Source organism: Anaerobacillus sp. ABD4_527, from assembly GCF_056160805.1.
The window spans coordinates 196,054-217,235 of sequence record NZ_JBSWXZ010000001.1 but is presented as its reverse complement, the minus strand read 5'-3'; the positions used below and the strand labels follow the sequence as shown (position 1 = coordinate 217,235).

The following is a 21,182-nucleotide window of genomic DNA, read 5'->3' as shown; positions in this document are numbered from 1 at the left end:
TCCCCATAAGTTCTTCCTCCGGTTTCTCCTCTCCCATTTGCCTTAACCATTAGGTTTAAGGCACCCGCAGGAATGATTTCCTGCGGGTATTTTTGTGTGTCACCCCGGATCTAAATCTAGCGGTAAATCGATCGCTTGGATTCCATCCCAGTCGTGATGAATCCACTCACCAAACTCATCTTTTGATAAATTTGTATTCTGAATCACATACTCTTCTACTTCTGATAACGACGAGTTAGATAGGAAGTCAGCTTCTGCACTCGTTATCACACCATGAATGACCAGAGCTGCTAAAATATCAGCAATGATGATTCCTTGGATGAGGTTTTTATCGATGGTTTCTTCTTTAGCGTTTCTACCTTTCCAGTACATATAGAGCAGTATCCCTAGTACTGTCGCAAAGAGCAGAATCGATCCCATGGAAAAACCTCCTTTCTTCTCATTTTAATGGAAACGCTTCATCCTTTCCATCATTTAAATTTCATGCTACATTATGAGAGGATTTCAAAGACAAGGAAAGGAGCAACAAACATGATACAACGTTTCATAGAACTTGGAGAAGGTTATTCTGATATTTATGAGTTAGTTGAACTTGCAAGAACAAATTCCCACAGAGTTCACCGTCTTTTGTTACTACATACAACGAAACATGAGCGAAAGGTCGTCTCTCCCGTCGTCGTACTAAAGTCTGCTGGTGAAGGAAATCTTCAGCCTCTTTATATATGTCGTGAAGGCATACCTGCAAAAGATCCCTCTGTTAAACGCCTTGCGATGTTTGAAAAACTTAGCGATGAACTCTCTCTTCCGATCGTCCCTCTTGAGGTGAAGCCATCGGATGAGTTTAACGAAGTGGAGATCTACTATAATCACATTATCGGAATTCTTCGCATGAACAATCTGATTCCTCCAATGCAGTAAAAAAGCAGAAACCTGAAGAGGTTTCTGCTCAGCTTGTCGAGGAACCTATTACATTATTCGGTGCTCCCGATACCGTAGTCGATGACGAACGTCCAAGCCCGAGGTGAAAACCACACCCCGGTCTCGGCCGCCCGTACGACCGCTGGAGTCCGCGATCGTCTCTCCTACTTGATGAGAATATATCCAAAATGAACTTTCCGTCCAATAGTTTTACAAACAGATATTTCACTACCCATCAACATTTCCGGAGGGAGTCAAGAGGTATTCACGCCTACTATAATACATTTAATTCAAATGAAACTTTCCGACCCATTATGCTAAGAAATCTTTTAAGGATACTAAATGGTTTATAAAATTAATTAACCATCTTAAATGTAGGATTGGAGCGGAAGGATGCTCGACTCCTGCGGGATGAGCGGGACAGGTGAGCATCCTGGAGCGGAAACCCCCACTTTAAAAATTGAATGTAGTTATTAAAAAAGCAGAAACCATCAAAGGTTTCTGCTTTTTATGAAGGAACTTCAGTCGTTTGATAGACGGTTTGCTTTCTGTTTAAGATCGGTAGTACTCTACGCTTCACATAGACAACGCTTATTAATAATATGATACCAGCAAATATAAAGAGCCCTCTCGTACCGAATCCTGCAACGATCCACCCACCAGTAATTGGACCAAGAAGGTTACCAAGATAAATGGCACTATTCGAAAAGCTGTACGTTCGGCTCTCCATCCCAGCAGGTGATAACCGTTTTACAAGAGAGTTGACCGATGGCAATAGCCCTCCTATGCAAAGACCTAAAAGGAATCTCAACGCGATCAATTGCCATAGTTCTTGGACGAATGCCTGTGGAATCGAGAAGATCGCTGCACCGATGAGCGAATAATAAAGTACATATTGTGATCCTTTCTTATCTCCCATCTTTCCAAGCTTTGGAGAAGCTACCATGTTTGCGATGCCCATAACAGATGTTGCAATCCCAGCAAACAAAGCAACATTCTCACCTGAAGCGAGCTTTTGTACAAACAATGGAATCAACGGATTCATGCCAAGTAGAGCAAATTGGACAAGAAACCCTACGATGAATAATGACAGCATAGGAGAGTGAATCGTTACTCTCTTAAAATCTTGAATCGCATTACTTCTTTCAACTTTCGCTTCAGGATCTGGTTTGGTCTCTTCCTTAACAAGGAACAATACAACTACAGCGGCAAGTAGGATACATATCCCTGTTAAGTTAAAGATCATTCTGAACCCAAACGCTTCTGCCATAAGCCCACCAAAAAGCGGGCCGCATATTGCGCCTGCAACTGCACCAGAATTAAGTGTACCAAGGGCATAACCGACGTGTTGTTTTGGTGTGTTCGTAGCGACTAACGCGATCGATGCAGGAATAAATCCTGAAACAACACCATTTAGTAATCGTAATCCAAGCAATTCAAAGGGACCTGTGGCAAACCCGGTCAATATAATGACGACAGCCATACCGAATCCTGAACGAAGCACCATAAGCTTTCGTCCGTGTCGATCTGCCACACGTCCCCAGAATGGGGAAAATAAAAAAGCAGTTAAAAAGTTAGCACCGAAGATGACACCTGACCATATGCTAATTTGCTTCTCACCTTCAACTCCAAGCTCTTGGAGATAAAGAGGAAGAAAAGGCATAATCATCGTCATAGCGCCAAGGACTAGGAATTGACAAATGAACAATATCCAAACATTTCGTTTCCAGTTATTCATGGTTACACATCCTTTGACTTGACCATTATAAACTTCGACACCCGAAACAATCAATACATCTGCATTTTGTCAAAATAAAAAAGTCACCCAGAGGATGACTTTCTACAGACCCATTTTATAATCGTATTGTTTTGCCTTATCAGGTTTTGCATTTTGATATTCGGTGCGTACTTCAGGTCGTTTAGAAGGTTCAACACGCTTGACGAAGTGAAGAGATTGCAACCGCTCCTTCGTGCTTTCGAGCTGATCGTAGTTTATGTATAGCACGACATACTTCTGTTTTGAAGAAACGTAGTGAACATTTCCAAACCTTCTTAACTGCTTCGCGTGCTTTAGCGATTGAATATACACTGCTAAGCCAACTCGTTCTACAAACATAACGTGCTTCCCCTTTGCTTATAAATTCTTGTAATAAATCTAGCATGGATGAGTTCCATCCGCAAGATTGGACATTTTGATGTTAGGTTGGATACTCTATCACTATAGAAAGGATGCGATCATGTGAACCTTAATGAAACATGGAATTCATTTTTAGATCTCTTATCGAATGAAGAAAATATCACGTACGTTTATAAAGCAACCATCACAGGCATACCTTTCCTTTATATTACAACAAACCCTTCTGTCAGCAAAGGTACGATTGAAGAATCGATCAAACTATTAGCTGCAAAGGTTATGCGTGGTAAACGACTTCAGATGGAATATTCGTTCGTACGTAGTGACGACACCTTACTCGTCTATCGGGTTCGCTTCCTCGTTCCTCAAGAAAAGATGTTTTGTTGTGGAAACTTGTGCCCTGACTGTATTCGATTTAGAAATTGAAAAACCAGAGCAAATGCTCTGGTCAGCCACAACCGCAGCTACCGCCTGAACCGCAGCCGCCTCCACATGATTGATTATCAAAGAAAGGATTCCCTGATGGTACTTTAATGGAAGGAGACACTTCACCAGCTAGTAGCGTACACACTTCGACGAGTAAGTTCTCAAGGTTCGTTTCTGCTTTCTTAAACTCAGCGACCGTATCATGAAGATCCATGTCCCGCTTCGCTTCTCTAACCTTCACAGTAATCGTCATATAATCTGGATGATATCTACCGAAACGCTGAACTTCGTCGTAAAGTTCCTTCATCTCAGAAAAATGCTTGATCAAGCGCTGTGCCTCTCTATCTTTTTGAAGTGCTCTACGAGCTTCATTATACTCATGAGCAACTTCTGAATCTTTTATCGATAAGCCAAGGTCTTCTGCCTTGTCTAAAATCATTACACTATCGAGAGTAGCAATCATCATTACACCTCCGCTTTCATTCTACCACCTATGTGAAGCACATGACCAGTGTTGTCGTACAAATCCCTTCAAAGTTTCCTAATATTAGGTATTGACTTAACCTGTATTAAAATCTATAATTTTCTAGATTTATGTTTTTTCATCTTAGAAAGGAAGATAAAGAACAAGTGAACCTTCTTACATTCAACCCTTTCCGAACGTTAGGGATCCCAGGAGTTTCTTATATTAAACCAGATCATATGTTTAAAAGAATTGAAGACATCAGGGCATCAGATGTTTTGCTTTTTCCTGAAAACTGGCAAGTCAACTCTCTCGTCTATGGATTACAAAAGAACATTTTCCCTTCCATCCAATCCATTCAATTAGGCTTTGATAAAATAGAAATGACCAGAGCTTTTTGGTCACTCTCACAAGACCTCACACCATATACAGAAATCAGAGGTCGTTCTAAGGAATCAATACAACTCATATTAGATACGTTTCCTTTTCCATTCGTTGCGAAAGAAGCTCGTAGCTCGATGGGGAAAGGTGTATTTTTAATACAAAATGAAAAAGACTTTCTCACTTACTGTGAAAAAAATGAAGTATTATATGTACAGGAATATTTACCGATCGAAAAAGACTTAAGAGTGGTTTATGTAGGAGATTCAGTCATATCCGCTTATTGGCGGATTGGGGATAATTCATTTCATAATAATGTTGCTCAAGGAGGAAAACTTTCTTTCCATAGCATCCCATCTGAAGCGATCGAACTTGTAGAGAAAACAGCTAAAGCGCTAGGAATCAATCATGCTGGATTCGACTTAGTTCAGGCGAATGGTAAGTTTTATTTCTTAGAATTCAACTGTTTATTTGGAAACCATGCGCTCAACCATCAGGGGATTCGAGTAGAGAACATTATTTATGATTATGTGAAGAGTCAATTCAACCCGGTTGTACCACCAACAAACCCGTTCAAACAAATATCTTAACAATGATAAGCCTCATTACGAGGCTTATTTTATTGTTACTTTCAGTTCTTTTAAAGACAAGTAACGCCCTCCATCAGGCCTCATGATGTCTAATCTTAGCATGTGTTTCCCTTCTGGTAGGCCTTGTACGATAAATGCTGCTTTATGTTCTGTTTGATATTTCTTTCCGTTCAAATACACGTCAATATAACCTTTATGCTCACTAGTCTCTTTCCGAACATCAAACGTAAAATTAGGAATTAAGCATTCTACAAATACATTTGAACCTTTCACTTTATGATGCACCACAACCGTTTCAGACTCTTGGTGGTTTTGAGAAGGCTGTTGATACGACTGACCGAAACCAACGACTGGTATACAGCAAAGTACCATGAGTACTATAAAAAGTCCATGTTTCCCATAGTGCACAACAAAATTCAATCGAAACACACTCCTTTGTTTAGAGTGTGCCCAAGTTTAGTCTTTTCATGATAATAAAAAAAACGACCCTACTGATTTTGCTGGGTCATTAAGGCTAACATCGTGTTAACCATATTTAATTGGTTTTGAAACCGATCTACTTTTTGTGGAAACGTTTGACCAAAAAATTGTTTTGAAGCAACCTCACATTCCTTTAACGCATACGGTTCTCTACTAAGTCTGCGATACCAAACTGGCTGATTGCGGATGAAAAAAAGCAGATCGGGTCTTGTCGACAAATATGCTTGCACTTCTTCACGCATGTACGCTCCTCCTAATCATGGCGGAATGGAAACGGAGATTGGTGATGAATGTATGGTGGTGGCTTAGGCTTTGATTGAAATTGAGAAAGGACTTCCTGTATGGAATAGACAGCACCGCTAAATTGCTCGATATTCCTCTGTACCTCATCAAATTTCAGCCCTTTGATCATGTTGAGAACATTTCCAATCGTACCTTCAGTTTTTGATGTAGCCTTTTCCTCTGACTCGTTTTTTTCATCGCTTTCTGTATCTAGCCACATCTCGTCGTCTTCACCGAATAATGCCCATTCCTCAAAAAGATCCTGTAATGTTTTCTCACCACTTTTAACCTTTTTAATGACGTGAGGATGCGCTTTGACGAACGATTTAAATTCCTGAACTTTTGGGTTTGGCAGCTTTTTTGCTTCAGGCATATTCGTCCCCTCCCTTTCTTACACGACCTTACTACATCATAATTAGACTTTTCATAAATGTGCGCCTATTTTATTGGTCATGTGCTCCATTATTGATAAGATAAATAAGTACAGCATATCGAAATAGGAAGGGATGCCGAATGGACAAATTAGATCAACAACTTCAATCACAACTAAATGCGATGATTCAACATTCTGATAAAGAATCAAAAGAAGCTTTGCTCTCTTTATTAGAAGATGTTCAACGAAAACATGAAGGTCGATATAAAACATATTTGGCTGCTTTTATGGGAATCAGCAGTCGATTGATCGATGAGGATACATATGAAAGCATCATCCCTAACCGAAACCTCGTTCATAATCCGCTCAACATTACACATGGAGGAATTACGGCTTCTCTTATGGATATTGCTATGGGGTCTTTAGTGCATCAATCTCTGCCACCAGAGCAAGCAGCAGTTACATCAGAGATGAAAATCCATTTCCTGTCTAGTGGAACAGGAAATGAACTCAGATGCCAAGCACAAGCTATTTTCAAAAGCGATACGAGGTGGGTAGTGAAAGCGAATGTTTATAAAGACGATCAAAAGCTCGTTGCAATGGCCACTGGAACTTTCATCATCGTTTCTAAAAAGGCTTGATGAAGTTTTGGGTGTAGTACTCCCTAAATACACCGACACCTATTTCTGTGAACTCTTTATTTAACAGGGCTTCTCTGTGCCCCTTACTATTTAACCATCCAATCATCGCTGCACCTGCGTCAGGATAGCGAGCAGCGATATTTTCTCCAGCATAGCTATAGAGAACGTCTCCCTTTTTAAGTCGATCTGATAGTTCACCTTTCGAAGGAGATGTGTGTGAAAAATAACCGTTGTCATGCATGTCCTTACTATGACCTAATGCGACTGTCGAAACATCATCATTGTACGTGAGTGATGCTACCTCGAATTGATGACGGATGACGTTGGTCATGGCATACACTTGCTTTTCTCTCGCATCCTGTACTTGTACCCACTGTTCTTCTGATAGATCAGTAGGTTCTACCAACTGCCCTCGATAGGATACAGCATACGGTCTATGAACAGCTAACACTTGTGGGTTCGCGAGTCTTACAGCTACAAGTTTTCCATTAAACTTGTCAAAATAATATTGAGCGTACAGTTCATCGTTTATTTTTATTAGCGGTTTTAATGATTGTTCTTCACTCGTTAATTGAAAACGATAGACGCTTCCCTTTACGTTCATTGAAACTTCCTCTGATGGGGAACGGTCTTTAAATACCGTCTCTTTCTGCTCACCGATTGGATAATGTTCTCCTGCTTGAATATCTCCCATAAAAAAGACCGTTACAACCTTCTCTTCTTGTATACCTATTTGAAGGTAAGCTGACTTCGATTGTTCATAAATCCACCAATCATATCCATAAGAGCTTGGGTCGATTCGATCCGGCTCTCCAAGCTCCTGTTTAAGGGAGGACACACCTTCACCCATCCACGTTTCGACCCCATTAAGCTCGATGGGCTCTTCGTTCACAGGTTTATCAGGCACTGTTTCTTCTAAAACAAATTTTTCTTCGGTGATAAACTGATCGACTTTTGGAAGAACACGCTCCCATTCAATCTTATTGTAAGCATCAATCGTGACCACAACTAAAACGATCAATAATACGATGCGAACACCATTTTTTATCATCGTACCGCCTCCAATTTGTTGTAATCATTATGCCTCAAACGGTACCTCTTCCGCAATCTTATTGATTTGTGGTCGTCTGAAATATAAAAGAAGAGCCATTTCGGCTCTTCTTATGTTACGCGTTTATATGTTCTTTCAAATTAAAGTATGATACGAGTCCAACAAACTTTTCTTCTTCTACGATTGGAAGTTCAGTTAGACGATGTTCGTTCATAATTCTAGCTGCTTCTTCTGGCTTCATATTAGGAGATAGTGTCATCGGAGGATTCTCCATCACATCTTCAACCTTAGACCCAGGCTCTCCACTCACTGCGATCGCACGATCAGTCACGATTCCAACTAAACGACTGCTCTCATCGACTACAGGTACCATCGTAACGTGCTCGTCTTTCATAATTTTAGCTGCGTTACTCGTGCTATCTTCTTTCTTACAAGGTGTAACGTTTTTTGCAACCTCTGCTACTGAGACCATGCTTTTCTGCAAAGCAGCTCCAAGCTCGTCTCGAAGCATATCGAGCTTCTTATAGCATGTGTTCAAAATGTTTTTAGGAAACTCTTCGTCGTATTCAACACCGTGTGGGTAGTAATGCTTTCCAAGATAAGGCTTACCAAGCTTGATGACAGCATGTGCAGACTCTACTTCACCTTCGATTGCAACGCCAGGTACTCTTAAATAGTAAACATCACCATTTGTCATATCTTCAAATTTATAGTCATATGTAACTCGCTCATAATCCCACTGTCCTGCTAGTACTAAATCGTTTTCATGCATGATGTGGTCCAATATAGAAAATTGAACAATTGTGGACTCAAGTCCTGTCTTATCGAATTTCATTACTGTTTGCCTCCTTTAATAGTTCGCAACCCTTCCACACTTAATAATAGTATAACGGACTGCGTGGTTGCAACGTTTACTTAGCTCTAAGAATTATACCAGATTCTTTATTAGTCTCTCCACACTATTTAAACATTTAATACTTTTTTCAAAAATTTGATAGAAAATCGTGGTATTTTTCACCTTTCTGGTCACACTACCTATTGAAAGGAGATGAGATAATGAAGAGATATTTATCAGTTGCGATGTTCCTCGCACTCTTCTTAACTGCTGGAATCTTCACCCCGGATACTGCCTTTGGTCAAACTACATACACCGTAAAATCCGGAGATACGCTTTGGAAGATTTCTGTACGTTATCGAATTGGACTAAGTGAAATCATCAGCGCGAATCCTCATTTTGAAAATCCAGATTTAATCTACCCTGGAGACAGAGTAAACATCCCTACAGGTAACCCTTCGATCAACGAATCAAAGGATGTAGGACAACAGGTCATGGATTTAACGAACCAGGAGCGCTCTAAATACGGCTTAGCTCCTCTTAAGTGGGACTGGGAAGTTGCTCGAGTGGCGAGGTATAAGTCTGCAGATATGAGAGACAAGAACTATTTTTCTCATACCTCCCCGACTTACGGATCACCATTTCAAATGTTGAAAAATTTCGGGGTTTCTTATCGTAGTGCCGGTGAAAATATCGCCGCTGGTCAATCCACACCACAAGAAGTTGTAACAGCCTGGATGAATAGTGAAGGGCACCGTAAAAACATTTTGAACAAGGGTTATACGCACATCGGTGTAGGTTATGTGTCTGGCGGATCTTATGGTCACTATTGGACACAAATGTTCATCTCGAAATAAACACAACAAAAGCCCCTCATCAGATACTAGCATCAAAGCTCAGTATTTGTGAGGGGCTTTTTTATATTTCTTTATCATCTTCCATAATCAATGATGACACGACGATGTTGATGTCATTGACTTGAAAACCTGTCATTTGTTCTACCTCTTGTTTAATCCTTTCTTGAAGCGAAAAGCAAACTAGAGGTATGCACTCACCAAACTTTATTCCTATTTCAACCCGTAGTGAGAGCCCTTCATTTTCTTCGATCGTCTCGTCTGAATACGACTTACGCTTTCCTACGATTCGCCTCAACGTTCGCTTTACATTAGATTGAATTTGCTCGACACCCTCTGTCTCAGCAACAACTACACCGATGATAACATCGATCACCGTTTCAGAAATAGACAGGGTTCCGTATACTCCAGGTTTCTTCATGATGAAAACTTCCCCCTTTTCGTAAGTCTCTTCTTAATTATATGTGGGTGATGAAACAAATTATGCTCTATGAAAATTCATCTCTCTTACTGGTAAACGAGTCCCTTCCGTACTATAATAAGAGGAGATGGTAGGTCTAGAAAGGAGAACAAGATTGCCAAAGTTCCTCTCAAAACGCTTCTTATTAATCTTATTATTTATCGTAATCCTTGCATTGATTACATTCTGGATCTTGCCAGTATCGATTCCCTTAATACTAGCATTCATTACAGCACTTGCTTTAGATCCAGCCGTTCGTTTACTTGAGAAACGAACCAAATTAAAAAGGGTCCTCCCTGTTACGATCGTGTTTACTCTCTTCGTAATAATGATTTCACTAATCAGTTACTTCCTAGTGACCAAAGTCGTCACAGAAGGCATTGATATTGTTGAAAATTCTCCCATCTACATACAAAACATTACTCAAATGTGGGAGAGCGTAGAAGCAAATATGTATAGCGTATCTAAGAATTTCCCGCCTGAATTTGTTCAGGAATTCACTTTTCAAATTGAACAATTCCTAGAAAATTTAAAAGTGAAAATTAGTAGTATTGATTACCTGAAAATCATTACGGTTTTCGTAACAGGTATCCCTAATTACCTAGTCAGTATTCTTGTTTACCTTATCGCGCTATTTTTATTCTTAATGGAACTACCTAAATTAAAAAAACAAGCTTATTCATACCTTTCAGAGCAAACAGCTGAAAAGGTTCAATTCATGACAGGTCGTTTGTCATATGTGATCTTCGGCTTTTTCAAAGCTCAATTCTTAGTAAGTATTATTATCTTTGTCGTCAGTTTAATCGGTCTATTGATGATCGCGCCAAAAGTAGCTCTGTTGATGGCATTCATTATTTGGGTGATCGATTTCATTCCGATAATCGGGTCGATCGTTATTCTCGGTCCTTGGGCACTGTACTACTTCATATCAGGCGATATTACGATGGGTAGTCAATTGGCTATTCTCGCCATCGTTCTCCTCGTGATAAGACGTACAGTGGAACCGAAAGTAATGGGGCAACACATCGGTTTATCTCCATTATCCACTCTAATATCGATGTATATAGGACTTAAACTTCTTGGCATCATGGGCTTTATTATCGGTCCGATCATCCTCATCGCATTTAATTCTGCAAGAGAAGCTGGCTTGATTAAAATCAATATTAAATTATAGAAACGCGGGTCAACCGTGTTTCTTTTTTTATGCAAAAAAAGAAGCTGCTCATTCAATGAGCAGCTTCTTGCTATTACTTACCAGATCATTCCCATAAGCGCTACGACACACGTACCTGCAACGAATACTCCGAAGAATATTCCCCATGCTGGGTATTGGTGCCCTTTGTGGCTTAAGTGCATGAACATATACAGCTGGAATACCAATTGGATTCCTGCAAGGATCATGATAAAGATAACCGTAAATGAATCTGAAATCGCATCACTTGCAACTGCAACAAATGCAAGCATCGTGATAAAAATCATCATGATGAAAGAAACGATTTGCTGTTTAAATTCCTTTTCATGTGCAATCTTATGGTGAATATCAAGGTGACTCTGATCGTGTTCTGAAACGTGTTCAGTGCTCTCATGAGTACTCATTGAGTTAACCCACCTTTCCCATTAAGTAAACGACTGTAAAGATGAAGATCCATACAACGTCGATAAAGTGCCAATACAATGCAAACAGATAAAACTTAGGTGCAGTGTAAAGGTCCATTCCACGACGCATATTACGGAAGATCAAAAGAGCAATCCATACGATACCAGCAGTAACGTGCGCTCCGTGAGTTCCTACTAATGTATAGAACGCAGATCCCCAAGCACTACTTTGCATAGTATGCCCATACTCGTGTACATAGTGGTTAAATTCATAAATTTCAAGACCTAGGAACGCTAAGCCAAGTAAAGCAGTTACGACAAACCAACCAATCATACGCTTAAAATGATTTGTTTTCAATGCCATCGTTGCAAATACGGACGTTAAACTACTCGTTAGAAGTAGCATTGTGGCAATAAAAACGAGCGGAAGTTCAAATAGTTCATTTGATGTTACTCCACCGTTTGTTGCATTCCTTAGTCCTAAGTATACCCCAAAAAGCGAGGCGAAAAGCACAGTTTCGCCTCCAAGGAAAAACCAGAAGCCAAGAAATTTGTTTTTACCATCAAGTGTCGCCCGTTCTGGATTGGCAGGCAATTTGCTCATTTCTTCAGCTCTCATTTGCCTTTCCCCCCTTCAGCAGGCAGATCTTCTTTGTGAATATGATATCCATGGTAATCGATAACGGAACGTATGACCATACCAACAACCGTAAGTACAAGTCCACCGATCGCAATTACCCACATGGAATAGATTGCAGCTAAACCTGCGATGAACAATCCAAGTGACATGATGAATGGAAGGATCGATGCATCAGGCATATGAATATCATCGAGTGGTTCTGCAGGAACCATTTCTTTATTTCCAGCACGCTTTTCAAGCCACCAAGCGTCAAGACCGCGAATAAGTGGTGTTTGAGCAAAGTTGTATTCAGGAGCTGGAGAAGAAATAGCCCACTCTAGCGTTCTTCCATCCCATGGATCGTTTCCTGCTTTTTTACCTTTAACAGCAGTTTGGATGATATTCCAAACCATTATAATCGTTGCAATACCCATTAAAAATGCTCCGATGGACGCCGCGAAGTTTGCTTCATCAAGACTTTGTCCTGATAAGTATGTGTAAACTCGACGTGGCATACCCATTAGACCTAAGAAGTGCATTGGGAAGAATGTTAAATGGAATCCAACAAAGAATAACCAGAAATGAAGCTTTCCTAGGAATTCATTCAACATTGTTCCGAAAATCTTTGGCCACCAGTAGTAGAATCCAGCAAATAGACCAAAGACTACGCCCCCTACGATTACATAGTGGAAGTGAGCAACTACAAAGTAGCTATCGTGGTACTGGTAGTCAGCAGGTGGCACACTCAACATTACCCCTGTCATACCACCTAGAACGAATGAAGGAATAAATCCAACTGCGAATAGGTTTGCTGTTGGGAAGCTTACTTTTCCTCCCCACATCGTGAACAACCAGTTAAAGATCTTAACACCAGTTGGAACTGCGATTAACATCGTAGCAACCGCAAAGATTGAGTTAGCAATCGGTCCAAGTCCTACCGTGAACATGTGGTGAACCCAAACCATGAATCCTAAGAAACCGATCAATGCTGTCGCAAATACCATCGCGGAATAACCGAAAAGACGTTTGCGAGCAAAAGTAGCAATAATTTCAGAGAACATACCGAATACCGGTAGTACTAGAATATAAACTTCTGGGTGTCCGAAGATCCAGAAAAGATGTTCATAAATAATTGGGTTACCGCCTGCTTCAGCCGCGAAGAACTGAGTACCAAACAAACGATCGAACATAAGAAGTGCAAGACCGATTGTAAGTGCAGGGAAAGCAAATAGAATAAGACCAGATGTAATAAAGCTTGACCATGTAAATAGCGGCATACGCATAAATGTCATTCCTGGCGCACGCATGTTGATGATGGTTACAAGGAAGTTGATACCACCGATCAATGTACCGATACCAGAAATCTGTAGACCTAATACATAGAAGTCTACTCCATTACCAGGGCTCGTTGTTGATAATGGTGCATATCCTGTCCAACCCGCGTCAGGAGCGCCACCCATAAACCAACCAAGGTTAAGTAGAATTCCTCCGGCAGAAAATAGCCAAAAACCAAGTGAGTTCACGAATGGAAACGCAACATCCCTCGCCCCGATTTGGAGTGGAATGATCGCATTCATAAACCCGAAAATCAGCGGCATGGCCGCCAAGAAAATCATTGTTGTACCGTGCATCGTAAGAAGCTGATTAAATGTTGCAGCGCCTACGAAGTCAAATTCAGGATAAAGCAACTGCACCCGTAATAGGATTGCTTCTAGACCACCGAGGAGAAAGAAGAAAGCCCCGGAAACGAGATAGAGAATCCCGATTTTTTTGTGGTCAACGGTAGTAAGCCAATCCCAAATAGGATTTTTCTTTTTATAAGCATGTGCTGACACGAATTAAACCTCCTTATTTCCGTTGACTATTCTTCAACCTTTAAGCCATTGAGATATGCAACAAGTGCGTCGAGTTCTTCATCATTCAGCTGATCGCCAAATGCTGGCATATTGTTACCAGGCTTGTACTCGCCAGGTTGTGCAATCCACGCCTTGATGTTCTCATCTGTATGTTCAAGAATACCCGCGACCATTTCGCGATCGCCAAAGTTTGTTAAGCTTGGTCCGGTGTTACCACCTTCACCACCGACTGCGTGACAGCCGATACAGCTATTTGCGAAAATCTCTTCACCTTGTTGAGCTTGATCAGTAGCAGCTTGAGATGAAGCGTTCTGCATTTTCTCTGCCCAAGCATCAAAATCTTCTCTTTCTTGAGCGATAACTTTAAAGTCCATCAACGCATGTGATGGTCCACATAGCTCAGCACACTTTCCATAATATGTACCTGGTTCGTTAGCATTGAGCCACATTTTGTTCACAGTAGCTGTGTTCGTATCCATTTTACCTCCGAGTGTCGGTACCCAGAACGAATGGAGAACGTCTTTGGAAGCGAGTTCAAAATAGACTCTTTCACCAGTAGGCATGTATAGATCTTGGGATGTTTTGATTTCAAGATCAGGATACTCAAATTCCCACCAATATTGGTGTGCTGTAACTTTGATTACAAGTGCATCTTCAGGAGGGTTTTCCGTTCCTTCATCTAATGCAAACGTAGCCATAACTGTTGGAACAGCAAGGATTAAAAGTAAAATAATTGGGACAGTTGTCCATAAAATTTCAAGAACTACATTACCTTCTGTTTGCTCTGGAATCTCATTGTCATCTTCACCACGTCTTCTGAAGCGTAAAAGCACAATCGTATAAATAAGTGCTACTACAACGAAAACCCCAATCATGATGTAAAGACTCAACATCATGAGATTAAATTGCATTTCCGCCCCTTCCCCTTTAGGGAGCAAAGTAGTTAGTTGCTCATTACCGCAACCAGTAAGCGTTAACGCAATTACCGATAAGAGTGGTAAAAAACGCCAAACATTTTTCCAACGTTTCATTTGCACCTTAAACCTCACTTTCTTAATAGCTTTTACTCAAATTGAATTATAGGAAGACGAGGCGAGAAACTAGTTTCTCGCTTCGTCTGACCATACTTAAATCAGTACCTTATCTGTTAATATTCACTGCGATCATTACGATAAACAGAATCGTAATATAATTTAGTGAGTATACAAACATGATTCGTGCCCACTTGATATCATCTTTCATGAAAAAGCCTGCTACTCCAATAGCGAACCATCCAAAACCAAGGATCGATGCTACTGTGATGTAAACCGGACCGAAGCTATATAGTAATAGCGATACCGGTACAAGTGCAGCAGTGTACAGGACGATTTGACGCTTTGTCATTTTGAATCCTGCAACAACAGGAAGCATTGGAATTCCAGCATCACGATAATCGTCAACACGTTTCATAGCTAGTGCTAAGAAGTGCGGTGGCTGCCAAATAAACATGATTAGGAACATTCCCCATGCTATTGGGCTTAAGTTAGGATCGACTGCTGCCCAACCGATAAGAGGTGGTAAAGCACCTGAGAACGATCCTACAACCGTATTTAGAGAAGTTGTTCTCTTTGTCCACATTGTATAAAGGACGACATAGATAACGAGTCCGAGAAGCCCTAGTAGAGCCGCCATCGGTTCTATGATAAGAAGCATAATCGAACCTACGATCGATAGCCCAAGTCCTACAAATAGAACCTGATTCGCAGGAATCTTCCCTGTTACGGATGGACGCGTATTCGTTCTTGCCATTACTTGGTCGATATCACGGTCAATATAGTTATTTAAAGATGTTCCCCCGGCTACAACAAATGCTGTACCTAACATCGTTAAAATCAATACCATTGGGTTTGCGAACAGGTCAAAACCTGTAGCCACAGAAGCAACCCACAACCCTGTAAATGCTGTAATTAAATTATCAAAAACAATCCCAAGCTTTGTAAGTGTTAAGAAGTCTTTCCATGTTCCAGAAGGATTAGCCTCAGAAAGAGGACCTGGCTCCATCACTCGGCTTGATGCCTCGTAAGCAGTTCTAGTCTTACTCATACGATACACCTCCTTTACGTTCGGCCATAACGGCCTGTGCATCATTAATGTTAAACAATCCCAATTTGAGATCGTATAATCTCATTGTGTTGTTAGTCATCACGTCTACTCCCCCAGAATTACCTGCTATTCAAAAAGTGTTAAGCAATTTTCACAAGTTATCATGATAACACTTCAACAGCTATGGTAAGATAATGTTGGTTTTGTGAGAGGAAGCAGTACCCGCAATCCTTATCCATTATAAACGAATCTACTAGTTTTGTATACGTTGTTTAAAATTAGTTAAAAATGCTTTATTTTGTAGGTAGATAAGTGCCCGCTGCTCTTCTCACATTCATTGTACTATGTTTTAGAGCCAATTTGATAAGAAGGTGGTATTTGTGAATAAATTGTTGAAATTGTTCGGGATCATCACGTCACTTGGTATGCTGCTCGTCCTTTTGATGGGGGCTGTCGTTACCAAAACAGGTTCTGGGGATGGTTGCGGAAATTCATGGCCATTGTGCTATGGAAAAGTATTACCTGAAGCACCAGAACTCGAAACGATCATAGAATTAAGCCATCGATTTGTTTCAGCTATTTTAGGATTACTCGTTATCATACTTGCTGTATGGTGCTGGCGAAAGATCGGCTATATGAAAGAAACAAAGGTTCTTGCGATCGCTTCTGTGTTCCTCATTGTTTTTCAAGGTCTACTAGGAGCTGCTGCAGTTGTGTGGGGACAATCTGATATCGTTCTTGCTTCTCACTTCGGTTTTTCACTTGCAAGCTTTGCGAGTGTCGTCCTTCTAACCGTCCTTGTATTTGAAGCAGGTTCTACGAAAGTTCCTGACGTTCCAAAGAAGATCCGAATACATCTCTATGCGGTTACGATCTATTCTTTTGTCGTCGTGTATACGGGAGCTCTCGTTCGCCACACAGGATCAAGTATGGCATGCGCAAACGTACCTTTCTGTAATGACGGTCAACTCCTTGCCTTTTCAGGTCAACCGGGCATACAGATGTTACACCGTACTGCTGCGATGCTGATCTTTGTTTGGATTCTTTACATCATGATCATCGGATTAAAAGAAATGAAGAATGAAAAAACGATGAGGAAAGGCCTTATCCTCTCATTCGTCTTTGTATGCTTACAGGCACTAAGTGGTATCCTCGTGGTTGTCACAAAGCTTAATCTTTTCCTCGCTTTGTTCCATGGGTTATTCATTTCAGGATTGTTTACGGTTCTCCTCTATCTCGTTATGCTCTCGCTCAGAGGAGCTAGAAATTAAAAGAAGCTGCGCATCTCGCGCAGCTTCTTTGTATCTTGAAAAAATCCATAAAATTGAGGTCCCTATATCGTAGGAGCTTGAAGACCTCTTGCTTTCCTGTGGACGAACGCCCGAGCCTCAAAGCGGACAAGAGCGGTCCGCTTCAAGTCTCGAACGCCCGTTGGACCACGGGAGTCAAGAGGTCTTCACTCCTACTAAAATACTTTCTAATCAAATAAAACTTCCCGACCTATAACTTAAATAGAACCTAAATTAGAACTGCAAGGTGCTATTCTGCAGTTAGGGTCAAGTAAGACAGACTCACCGCTCACCCAAGAAAGATGAGCACCTTGGAACAATTCATTACCACTCTGTTTGCTGATAGCTCTATATCCTTTTAACAGTCTTTTAAGCTGCGCATCTCGCGCAGCTTTTTAGTTTATTGTAATTCGATCAACAGATCCCCTGATTCGATTCCTTCACCGTTTGAAACGTGAATGTGTTTGACCACACCACTCCTTGGAGCTTGAACAGTAGTCTCCATTTTCATCGCTTCAGTGATCATTAAGTGATCCCCTTTGTTGACCTTTTCGCCATTTTCTACAAGGACCTTTATTACTGTCCCTGGCATCGTTGCACCGATATGCTCAGGGTTATTTTTATCAACTTTTGGTTTGGCTGCAATTGAAGTTTTGATGTTTTCATCTTTAATGACCACTTCACGAGGTTGACCGTTTAATTCGAAATAAATCGTTCGCTTCCCTTCGAGGTTTGCCTCGCCAATCGATACAAGTTTAACGATGAGTGTTTTCCCTTGTTCGATTTCAACTTCGATGGACTCTCCTAATCTCATGCCATAAAGGAATGTCGGTGTATCCAAAACTGATACATCCCCGAACATGTCCTTCACATCTTCATATTCAAGAAATACTTTAGGATAAAGGGCATACGAAATTAAATCATGACTTGTGACTTGTCTATTTAATTTGTGATAGAGCGTTTCTTTGAGATCTGTAAAGTTTACTGGTTCTAAGAGCCCACCTGGACGTGCCGTAACTGGTTCTCTTCCCTTCAGGATGATTTGCTGAAGTTCTTTCGGAAAGCCTTGATACGGTTGGCCGAGATAACCTTGGAACAATTCGACGACTGAATCTGGAAAATCAAGGGACTCTCCTTTTTCATAAATATCATCTTCATTCAAATCGTTCTGGACCATATAAAGAGCCATATCGCCTACAACTTTTGATGATGGCGTTACTTTTACTATGTCACCAAACAGATTGTTAACTCTACTATACATTTCCTTAACTTCGTCCCAGCGTTCTCCAAGTCCTACTCCTTTCGCCTGTTGCTGAAGATTACTATACTGACCGCCTGGCATTTCATGCTGATAGACCTCAGTATGCGGAGCAGACATCCCACTTTCAAATCCGCTATAGTATTTTCTTGTATCTTCCCAATAGTGTGATAGCTCTTCTAACGCGTTGATATTGATGTCAGGCTGACGATCTGACCCTTCCATCGCGTAGTAGAGAGAGTTCGCACTAGGTTGTGAAGTGAGGCCCGCCATCGAGCTAACCGCAACGTCTACAATATCTACGCCTGCTTCAATCGCCTTCGCGTACGTATAAACGCCGTTCCCACTCGTATCGTGCGTATGAAGGTGGATGGGAATGGAAACTGTTTCTTTCAAGCTCGTAATTAGCTCATAAGCCGCTTGAGGTTTTAATAGACCTGCCATGTCTTTGATACCTAGAATATGGGCACCAGCATCTTCAAGCTCTTTTGCTAATTGCTTGTAATAGGCTAAGTCGTATTTGGTTTTTGTTGGATCAAGAATGTCTCCTGTATAGCAGATCGCAGCTTCAGCAATTTTGTTTGTTTTCCTAACGGCTTCGATCGCTTTTGTCATACCTTCGACCCAATTCAAGCTATCAAAGATTCGAAAGACATCGATTCCTGCGTCTGCAGACTTCTCTACAAACTCATTGATCAAGTTATCTGGGTAGTTCTTATATCCAACGGCATTAGACGCTCGAAGCAGCATTTGAAACATAACGTTTGGAACTTTTTCTCTAAGTTTAATCAAACGATCCCATGGATCTTCTTTTAAAAATCGGAGAGATACGTCAAACGTTGCTCCTCCCCACATCTCCATCGAGAAAAGTTCAGGTAACATTCTTGAAGTAGGTTCCGCAATATGTAATAGGTCAGAAGTACGCACTCGAGTTGCGAGCAGCGATTGATGACCATCCCTGAACGTCGTATCTGTTAATAAAGGTTTGTTCTGCTCTTTCACCCAGTTTACAACGCCTTCTGGACCTTGTTCATCCAGAATTTGCTTTGTCCCTTTCAACGTATCTTCACTATATGTTAAGTGAGGAACTCTACGTTTTGGATAGGCTGGCTTCTTCTTTTTGTCGAGCCCAGGGAAACCATTGACCGTAATCGTACCGATATACGAAAGCATTTTTGTTCCTCTGTCTTTACGTTTAGGAAAAACAAAAAGTTCAGGAGTCGTATCGATAAATGACGTATCATAAACACCAGATTTAAAATTCTCGTGTTTGATTACATTTTCAAGAAATGCGATGTTTGTTTTTATTCCTCTGATACGGAACTCTTTTAGATTCCGAACCATCTTGGCGGATGCATGCTCGAAGCTTAATGCCCACGTGGAAAGCTTAACAAGTAAAGAGTCATAGTATGGTGTGATCACCGCTCCTTGGTATGCGTTTCCTGCATCGAGTCGAACTCCAAAGCCACCGCCTGAGCGATAAGCCATCAACTTTCCTGTATCTGGCATGAAATTATTCTCAGGATCTTCAGTCGTTACACGACATTGAATCGCCACACCGTGACAATCGATTTCGTTTTGGAGTGGAATACCGAGACGGCTTCCGTGCAGCTCTTCCCCTTGAGCAATCATGATTTGGGATTGAACGATATCGATGCCTGTAATCATCTCAGTAATCGTATGTTCAACCTGTACTCTTGGGTTTACCTCAATAAAGTAAAAGTTACCCTGTTGATCGACTAGAAACTCTACTGTCCCTGCATTCACGTACTTGACGTTTTCCATCAATCGAACAGCTGCTTCACAAATGTCAGTACGGGTTTTCTCATCAAGTGAAACACTCGGTGCTACTTCGACGACTTTTTGATGACGTCTTTGCACAGAACAATCTCGTTCATAAAGATGAACCGTATTCCCATGTTTGTCACTTAATATTTGAACTTCGATATGTTTTGGATTCTCAACAAACTTTTCTACGTATATTTCATCTCGCCCAAAAGCAGCTTTTGCTTCTGATTTGGCTCTTTCGTAGGAATCAGCTAGAGCCTGTTCAGTGCGGACGATCCTCATACCTCGTCCACCACCACCAAGAGCAGCTTTGATCATCAATGGATAGCCGTGTTCTTCGGCAAATTGCCTCACTTCATCCAAGCCTTCTACAGGACCATCAGACCCCGGGATAACTGGAAGATCGGCTAACACAGCTTGCTTTCTAGCCTCTACTTTGTCTCCAAACATTCCAAGATGCTCAAGTTCAGGCCCGATAAAGATGATACCTTCTTCCTGACAACGTTCCGCGAAGTGAGTGTTCTCAGATAAGAAGCCATACCCTGGGTGTATTGCATCGATGTGATTTGTTTTTGCAATTTCGATGATGCCTTCAATATCGAGGTATGCATCGATCGGCTTTTTATCCTCGCCTACAAGGTACGCTTCATCAGCTTTGTATCGATGATACGCGCCACTATCTTCTTTCGAATAAATTGCGACAGTACGGATATCTAGTTCTGTGCATGCACGAAAAATACGAATTGCAATTTCGCCTCTGTTTGCGACGAGTATTTTATTGATTGCTTTCAAGTTCGTTCCTCCTC

23 protein-coding genes and 1 pseudogene are annotated in these 21,182 nt (G+C 41.1%); 7 read left to right on the top strand and 17 right to left on the bottom strand.

The window, feature by feature from the left end; translation table 11 throughout:
- Window positions 1-99 precede the first annotated feature (99 nt).
- Window positions 100-420, bottom strand: coding sequence for a hypothetical protein (locus ACXAHI_RS01170; RefSeq protein WP_474845322.1), 321 nt, complete (start codon window positions 418-420; stop codon window positions 100-102).
- A gap of 111 nt (window positions 421-531) precedes the next feature.
- Between ACXAHI_RS01170 and ACXAHI_RS01165 the strand changes: the two genes are divergently transcribed.
- Entirely contained in the window at window positions 532-918 is a 387-nt protein-coding gene (locus tag ACXAHI_RS01165; protein ID WP_474845320.1) for a DUF7147 family protein, read from the top strand.
- A 508-nt stretch (window positions 919-1,426) separates the two neighbouring features.
- Here ACXAHI_RS01165 and ACXAHI_RS01160 read toward each other — a convergent pair.
- Together ACXAHI_RS01160 and ACXAHI_RS01155 are read right to left on the bottom strand one after the other, a co-directional pair.
- Window positions 1,427-2,656, bottom strand: a complete 1,230-nt coding sequence (locus tag ACXAHI_RS01160; RefSeq protein ID WP_474845318.1) for an MFS transporter — start codon at window positions 2,654-2,656, stop codon at window positions 1,427-1,429.
- A 102-nt stretch (window positions 2,657-2,758) separates the two neighbouring features.
- Window positions 2,759-3,034: a YlbG family protein gene (locus ACXAHI_RS01155; protein ID WP_224881816.1), complete on the bottom strand. Its 276-nt coding sequence runs from the start codon at window positions 3,032-3,034 to the stop codon at window positions 2,759-2,761.
- A 123-nt stretch (window positions 3,035-3,157) separates the two neighbouring features.
- Between ACXAHI_RS01155 and ACXAHI_RS01150 the strand changes: the two genes are divergently transcribed.
- Complete coding sequence (locus ACXAHI_RS01150) at window positions 3,158-3,478, top strand: hypothetical protein (RefSeq protein WP_474845316.1); 321 nt, start codon at window positions 3,158-3,160, stop codon at window positions 3,476-3,478.
- Between the two features lie 22 nt (window positions 3,479-3,500).
- Here the strand turns inward: ACXAHI_RS01150 and ACXAHI_RS01145 are convergent, their stop codons facing one another.
- The gene (locus ACXAHI_RS01145; protein ID WP_270181760.1) at window positions 3,501-3,944 is read right to left on the bottom strand and encodes a YlbF/YmcA family competence regulator; all 444 of its coding nucleotides are present in this window, start codon (window positions 3,942-3,944) and stop codon (window positions 3,501-3,503) included.
- 164 nt (window positions 3,945-4,108) lie between these two features.
- Here ACXAHI_RS01145 and ACXAHI_RS01140 point away from each other — a divergent pair, with 164 nt between their 5' ends.
- Window positions 4,109-4,912 (top strand): ATP-grasp domain-containing protein, encoded by an 804-nt coding sequence (locus ACXAHI_RS01140; protein ID WP_474845313.1) that lies wholly within the window; start codon window positions 4,109-4,111, stop codon window positions 4,910-4,912.
- 24 nt (window positions 4,913-4,936) lie between these two features.
- On the opposite strand, the gene ACXAHI_RS01135 is transcribed toward ACXAHI_RS01140, so the two are convergent.
- From ACXAHI_RS01135 to ylbD, 3 genes are all read right to left on the bottom strand, one after another.
- Window positions 4,937-5,332: a hypothetical protein gene (locus ACXAHI_RS01135; RefSeq protein WP_474845311.1), complete on the bottom strand. Its 396-nt coding sequence runs from the start codon at window positions 5,330-5,332 to the stop codon at window positions 4,937-4,939.
- A gap of 68 nt (window positions 5,333-5,400) precedes the next feature.
- Window positions 5,401-5,634 carry a YlbE-like family protein gene (locus tag ACXAHI_RS01130; protein ID WP_270181757.1) on the bottom strand — a complete coding sequence of 78 codons (234 nt, stop codon included), beginning with the start codon at window positions 5,632-5,634 and terminating at the stop codon, window positions 5,401-5,403.
- An 11-nt stretch (window positions 5,635-5,645) separates the two neighbouring features.
- On the bottom strand, window positions 5,646-6,047 hold the full coding sequence (gene ylbD, locus ACXAHI_RS01125; RefSeq protein ID WP_474812211.1) for a spore coat protein YlbD: 402 nt from the start codon (window positions 6,045-6,047) through the stop codon (window positions 5,646-5,648).
- A 140-nt stretch (window positions 6,048-6,187) separates the two neighbouring features.
- Between ylbD and ACXAHI_RS01120 the strand changes: the two genes are divergently transcribed.
- Window positions 6,188-6,688 carry a PaaI family thioesterase gene (locus ACXAHI_RS01120; protein WP_474845309.1) on the top strand — a complete coding sequence of 167 codons (501 nt, stop codon included), beginning with the start codon at window positions 6,188-6,190 and terminating at the stop codon, window positions 6,686-6,688.
- Here ACXAHI_RS01120 and ACXAHI_RS01115 read toward each other — a convergent pair.
- From ACXAHI_RS01115 to ACXAHI_RS01105, 3 genes and pseudogenes are all read right to left on the bottom strand, one after another.
- Window positions 6,675-7,739, bottom strand: a complete 1,065-nt coding sequence (locus ACXAHI_RS01115) for a CAP domain-containing protein (protein ID WP_474845307.1) — start codon at window positions 7,737-7,739, stop codon at window positions 6,675-6,677. The two genes, ACXAHI_RS01120 and ACXAHI_RS01115, sit on opposite strands and share 14 nt — an antisense overlap.
- Window positions 7,740-7,854: 115 nt before the next feature.
- Window positions 7,855-8,211: a CBS domain-containing protein gene (locus ACXAHI_RS01110; RefSeq protein WP_270182055.1), complete on the bottom strand. Its 357-nt coding sequence runs from the start codon at window positions 8,209-8,211 to the stop codon at window positions 7,855-7,857.
- 21 nt (window positions 8,212-8,232) lie between these two features.
- Window positions 8,233-8,574: pseudogene (locus ACXAHI_RS01105) on the bottom strand (YugN family protein); the annotation flags it as partial.
- 221 nt (window positions 8,575-8,795) lie between these two features.
- On the opposite strand from ACXAHI_RS01105, the gene safA reads away from it, so the two are divergent.
- On the top strand, window positions 8,796-9,431 hold the full coding sequence (gene safA, locus ACXAHI_RS01100; RefSeq protein WP_474845306.1) for a SafA/ExsA family spore coat assembly protein: 636 nt from the start codon (window positions 8,796-8,798) through the stop codon (window positions 9,429-9,431).
- A 61-nt stretch (window positions 9,432-9,492) separates the two neighbouring features.
- Here the strand turns inward: safA and ACXAHI_RS01095 are convergent, their stop codons facing one another.
- Entirely contained in the window at window positions 9,493-9,849 is a 357-nt protein-coding gene (locus tag ACXAHI_RS01095; RefSeq protein ID WP_474845304.1) for an Asp23/Gls24 family envelope stress response protein, read from the bottom strand.
- A 154-nt stretch (window positions 9,850-10,003) separates the two neighbouring features.
- On the opposite strand from ACXAHI_RS01095, the gene ytvI reads away from it, so the two are divergent.
- Window positions 10,004-11,062: a sporulation integral membrane protein YtvI gene (gene ytvI, locus ACXAHI_RS01090; RefSeq protein ID WP_474845302.1), complete on the top strand. Its 1,059-nt coding sequence runs from the start codon at window positions 10,004-10,006 to the stop codon at window positions 11,060-11,062.
- Between the two features lie 77 nt (window positions 11,063-11,139).
- On the opposite strand, the gene ACXAHI_RS01085 is transcribed toward ytvI, so the two are convergent.
- From ACXAHI_RS01085 to cyoE, 5 genes are all read right to left on the bottom strand, one after another.
- Window positions 11,140-11,484, bottom strand: coding sequence for a cytochrome C oxidase subunit IV family protein (locus ACXAHI_RS01085; protein WP_270181750.1), 345 nt, complete (start codon window positions 11,482-11,484; stop codon window positions 11,140-11,142).
- Between the two features lie 4 nt (window positions 11,485-11,488).
- On the bottom strand, window positions 11,489-12,103 hold the full coding sequence (locus tag ACXAHI_RS01080) for a cytochrome c oxidase subunit 3 (RefSeq protein WP_474845300.1): 615 nt from the start codon (window positions 12,101-12,103) through the stop codon (window positions 11,489-11,491).
- A complete protein-coding gene (ctaD, locus tag ACXAHI_RS01075; protein ID WP_474845298.1) occupies window positions 12,100-13,938 on the bottom strand; it encodes a cytochrome c oxidase subunit I in 1,839 nt (612 codons plus the stop codon). Before ctaD ends, ACXAHI_RS01080 begins: the two co-directional genes overlap by 4 nt.
- Before the next feature lie 26 nt (window positions 13,939-13,964).
- Complete coding sequence (gene coxB, locus ACXAHI_RS01070; RefSeq protein WP_474845297.1) at window positions 13,965-14,990, bottom strand: cytochrome c oxidase subunit II; 1,026 nt, start codon at window positions 14,988-14,990, stop codon at window positions 13,965-13,967.
- A 109-nt stretch (window positions 14,991-15,099) separates the two neighbouring features.
- Window positions 15,100-16,041: a heme o synthase gene (cyoE, locus tag ACXAHI_RS01065; RefSeq protein WP_474845295.1), complete on the bottom strand. Its 942-nt coding sequence runs from the start codon at window positions 16,039-16,041 to the stop codon at window positions 15,100-15,102.
- 380 nt (window positions 16,042-16,421) lie between these two features.
- Here cyoE and ACXAHI_RS01060 point away from each other — a divergent pair, with 380 nt between their 5' ends.
- Window positions 16,422-17,312, top strand: coding sequence for a COX15/CtaA family protein (locus ACXAHI_RS01060; protein WP_474845293.1), 891 nt, complete (start codon window positions 16,422-16,424; stop codon window positions 17,310-17,312).
- Window positions 17,313-17,730: 418 nt separating this feature from the next.
- Here the strand turns inward: ACXAHI_RS01060 and pyc are convergent, their stop codons facing one another.
- Window positions 17,731-21,168 (bottom strand): pyruvate carboxylase, encoded by a 3,438-nt coding sequence (pyc, locus tag ACXAHI_RS01055; protein WP_474845291.1) that lies wholly within the window; start codon window positions 21,166-21,168, stop codon window positions 17,731-17,733.
- Between the last annotated feature and the right edge of the window lie 14 nt (window positions 21,169-21,182).

What these genes read in the sequence shown, in the direction of transcription:
- ACXAHI_RS01115 (WP_474845307.1), bottom strand. Translation starts at nt 7,739, where the DNA reads ATGATAAAAAATGGTGTTCGCATCGTATTATTGATCGTTTTAGTTGTG.
- ylbD (WP_474812211.1), bottom strand. Translation starts at nt 6,047, where the DNA reads ATGCCTGAAGCAAAAAAGCTGCCAAACCCAAAAGTTCAGGAATTTAAA.
- ACXAHI_RS01165 (WP_474845320.1), top strand. Translation starts at nt 532, where the DNA reads ATGATACAACGTTTCATAGAACTTGGAGAAGGTTATTCTGATATTTAT.
- ACXAHI_RS01085 (WP_270181750.1), bottom strand. Translation starts at nt 11,484, where the DNA reads ATGAGTACTCATGAGAGCACTGAACACGTTTCAGAACACGATCAGAGT.
- ACXAHI_RS01130 (WP_270181757.1), bottom strand. Translation starts at nt 5,634, where the DNA reads ATGCGTGAAGAAGTGCAAGCATATTTGTCGACAAGACCCGATCTGCTT.
- ACXAHI_RS01155 (WP_224881816.1), bottom strand. Translation starts at nt 3,034, where the DNA reads ATGTTTGTAGAACGAGTTGGCTTAGCAGTGTATATTCAATCGCTAAAG.
- safA (WP_474845306.1), top strand. Translation starts at nt 8,796, where the DNA reads ATGAAGAGATATTTATCAGTTGCGATGTTCCTCGCACTCTTCTTAACT.
- ACXAHI_RS01170 (WP_474845322.1), bottom strand. Translation starts at nt 420, where the DNA reads ATGGGATCGATTCTGCTCTTTGCGACAGTACTAGGGATACTGCTCTAT.
- ACXAHI_RS01080 (WP_474845300.1), bottom strand. Translation starts at nt 12,103, where the DNA reads ATGAGAGCTGAAGAAATGAGCAAATTGCCTGCCAATCCAGAACGGGCG.
- ACXAHI_RS01145 (WP_270181760.1), bottom strand. Translation starts at nt 3,944, where the DNA reads ATGATGATTGCTACTCTCGATAGTGTAATGATTTTAGACAAGGCAGAA.
- ACXAHI_RS01110 (WP_270182055.1), bottom strand. Translation starts at nt 8,211, where the DNA reads ATGGTCTCAGTAGCAGAGGTTGCAAAAAACGTTACACCTTGTAAGAAA.
- ACXAHI_RS01095 (WP_474845304.1), bottom strand. Translation starts at nt 9,849, where the DNA reads ATGAAGAAACCTGGAGTATACGGAACCCTGTCTATTTCTGAAACGGTG.
- coxB (WP_474845297.1), bottom strand. Translation starts at nt 14,990, where the DNA reads ATGAAACGTTGGAAAAATGTTTGGCGTTTTTTACCACTCTTATCGGTA.
- ACXAHI_RS01160 (WP_474845318.1), bottom strand. Translation starts at nt 2,656, where the DNA reads ATGAATAACTGGAAACGAAATGTTTGGATATTGTTCATTTGTCAATTC.
- cyoE (WP_474845295.1), bottom strand. Translation starts at nt 16,041, where the DNA reads ATGAGTAAGACTAGAACTGCTTACGAGGCATCAAGCCGAGTGATGGAG.
- ACXAHI_RS01120 (WP_474845309.1), top strand. Translation starts at nt 6,188, where the DNA reads ATGGACAAATTAGATCAACAACTTCAATCACAACTAAATGCGATGATT.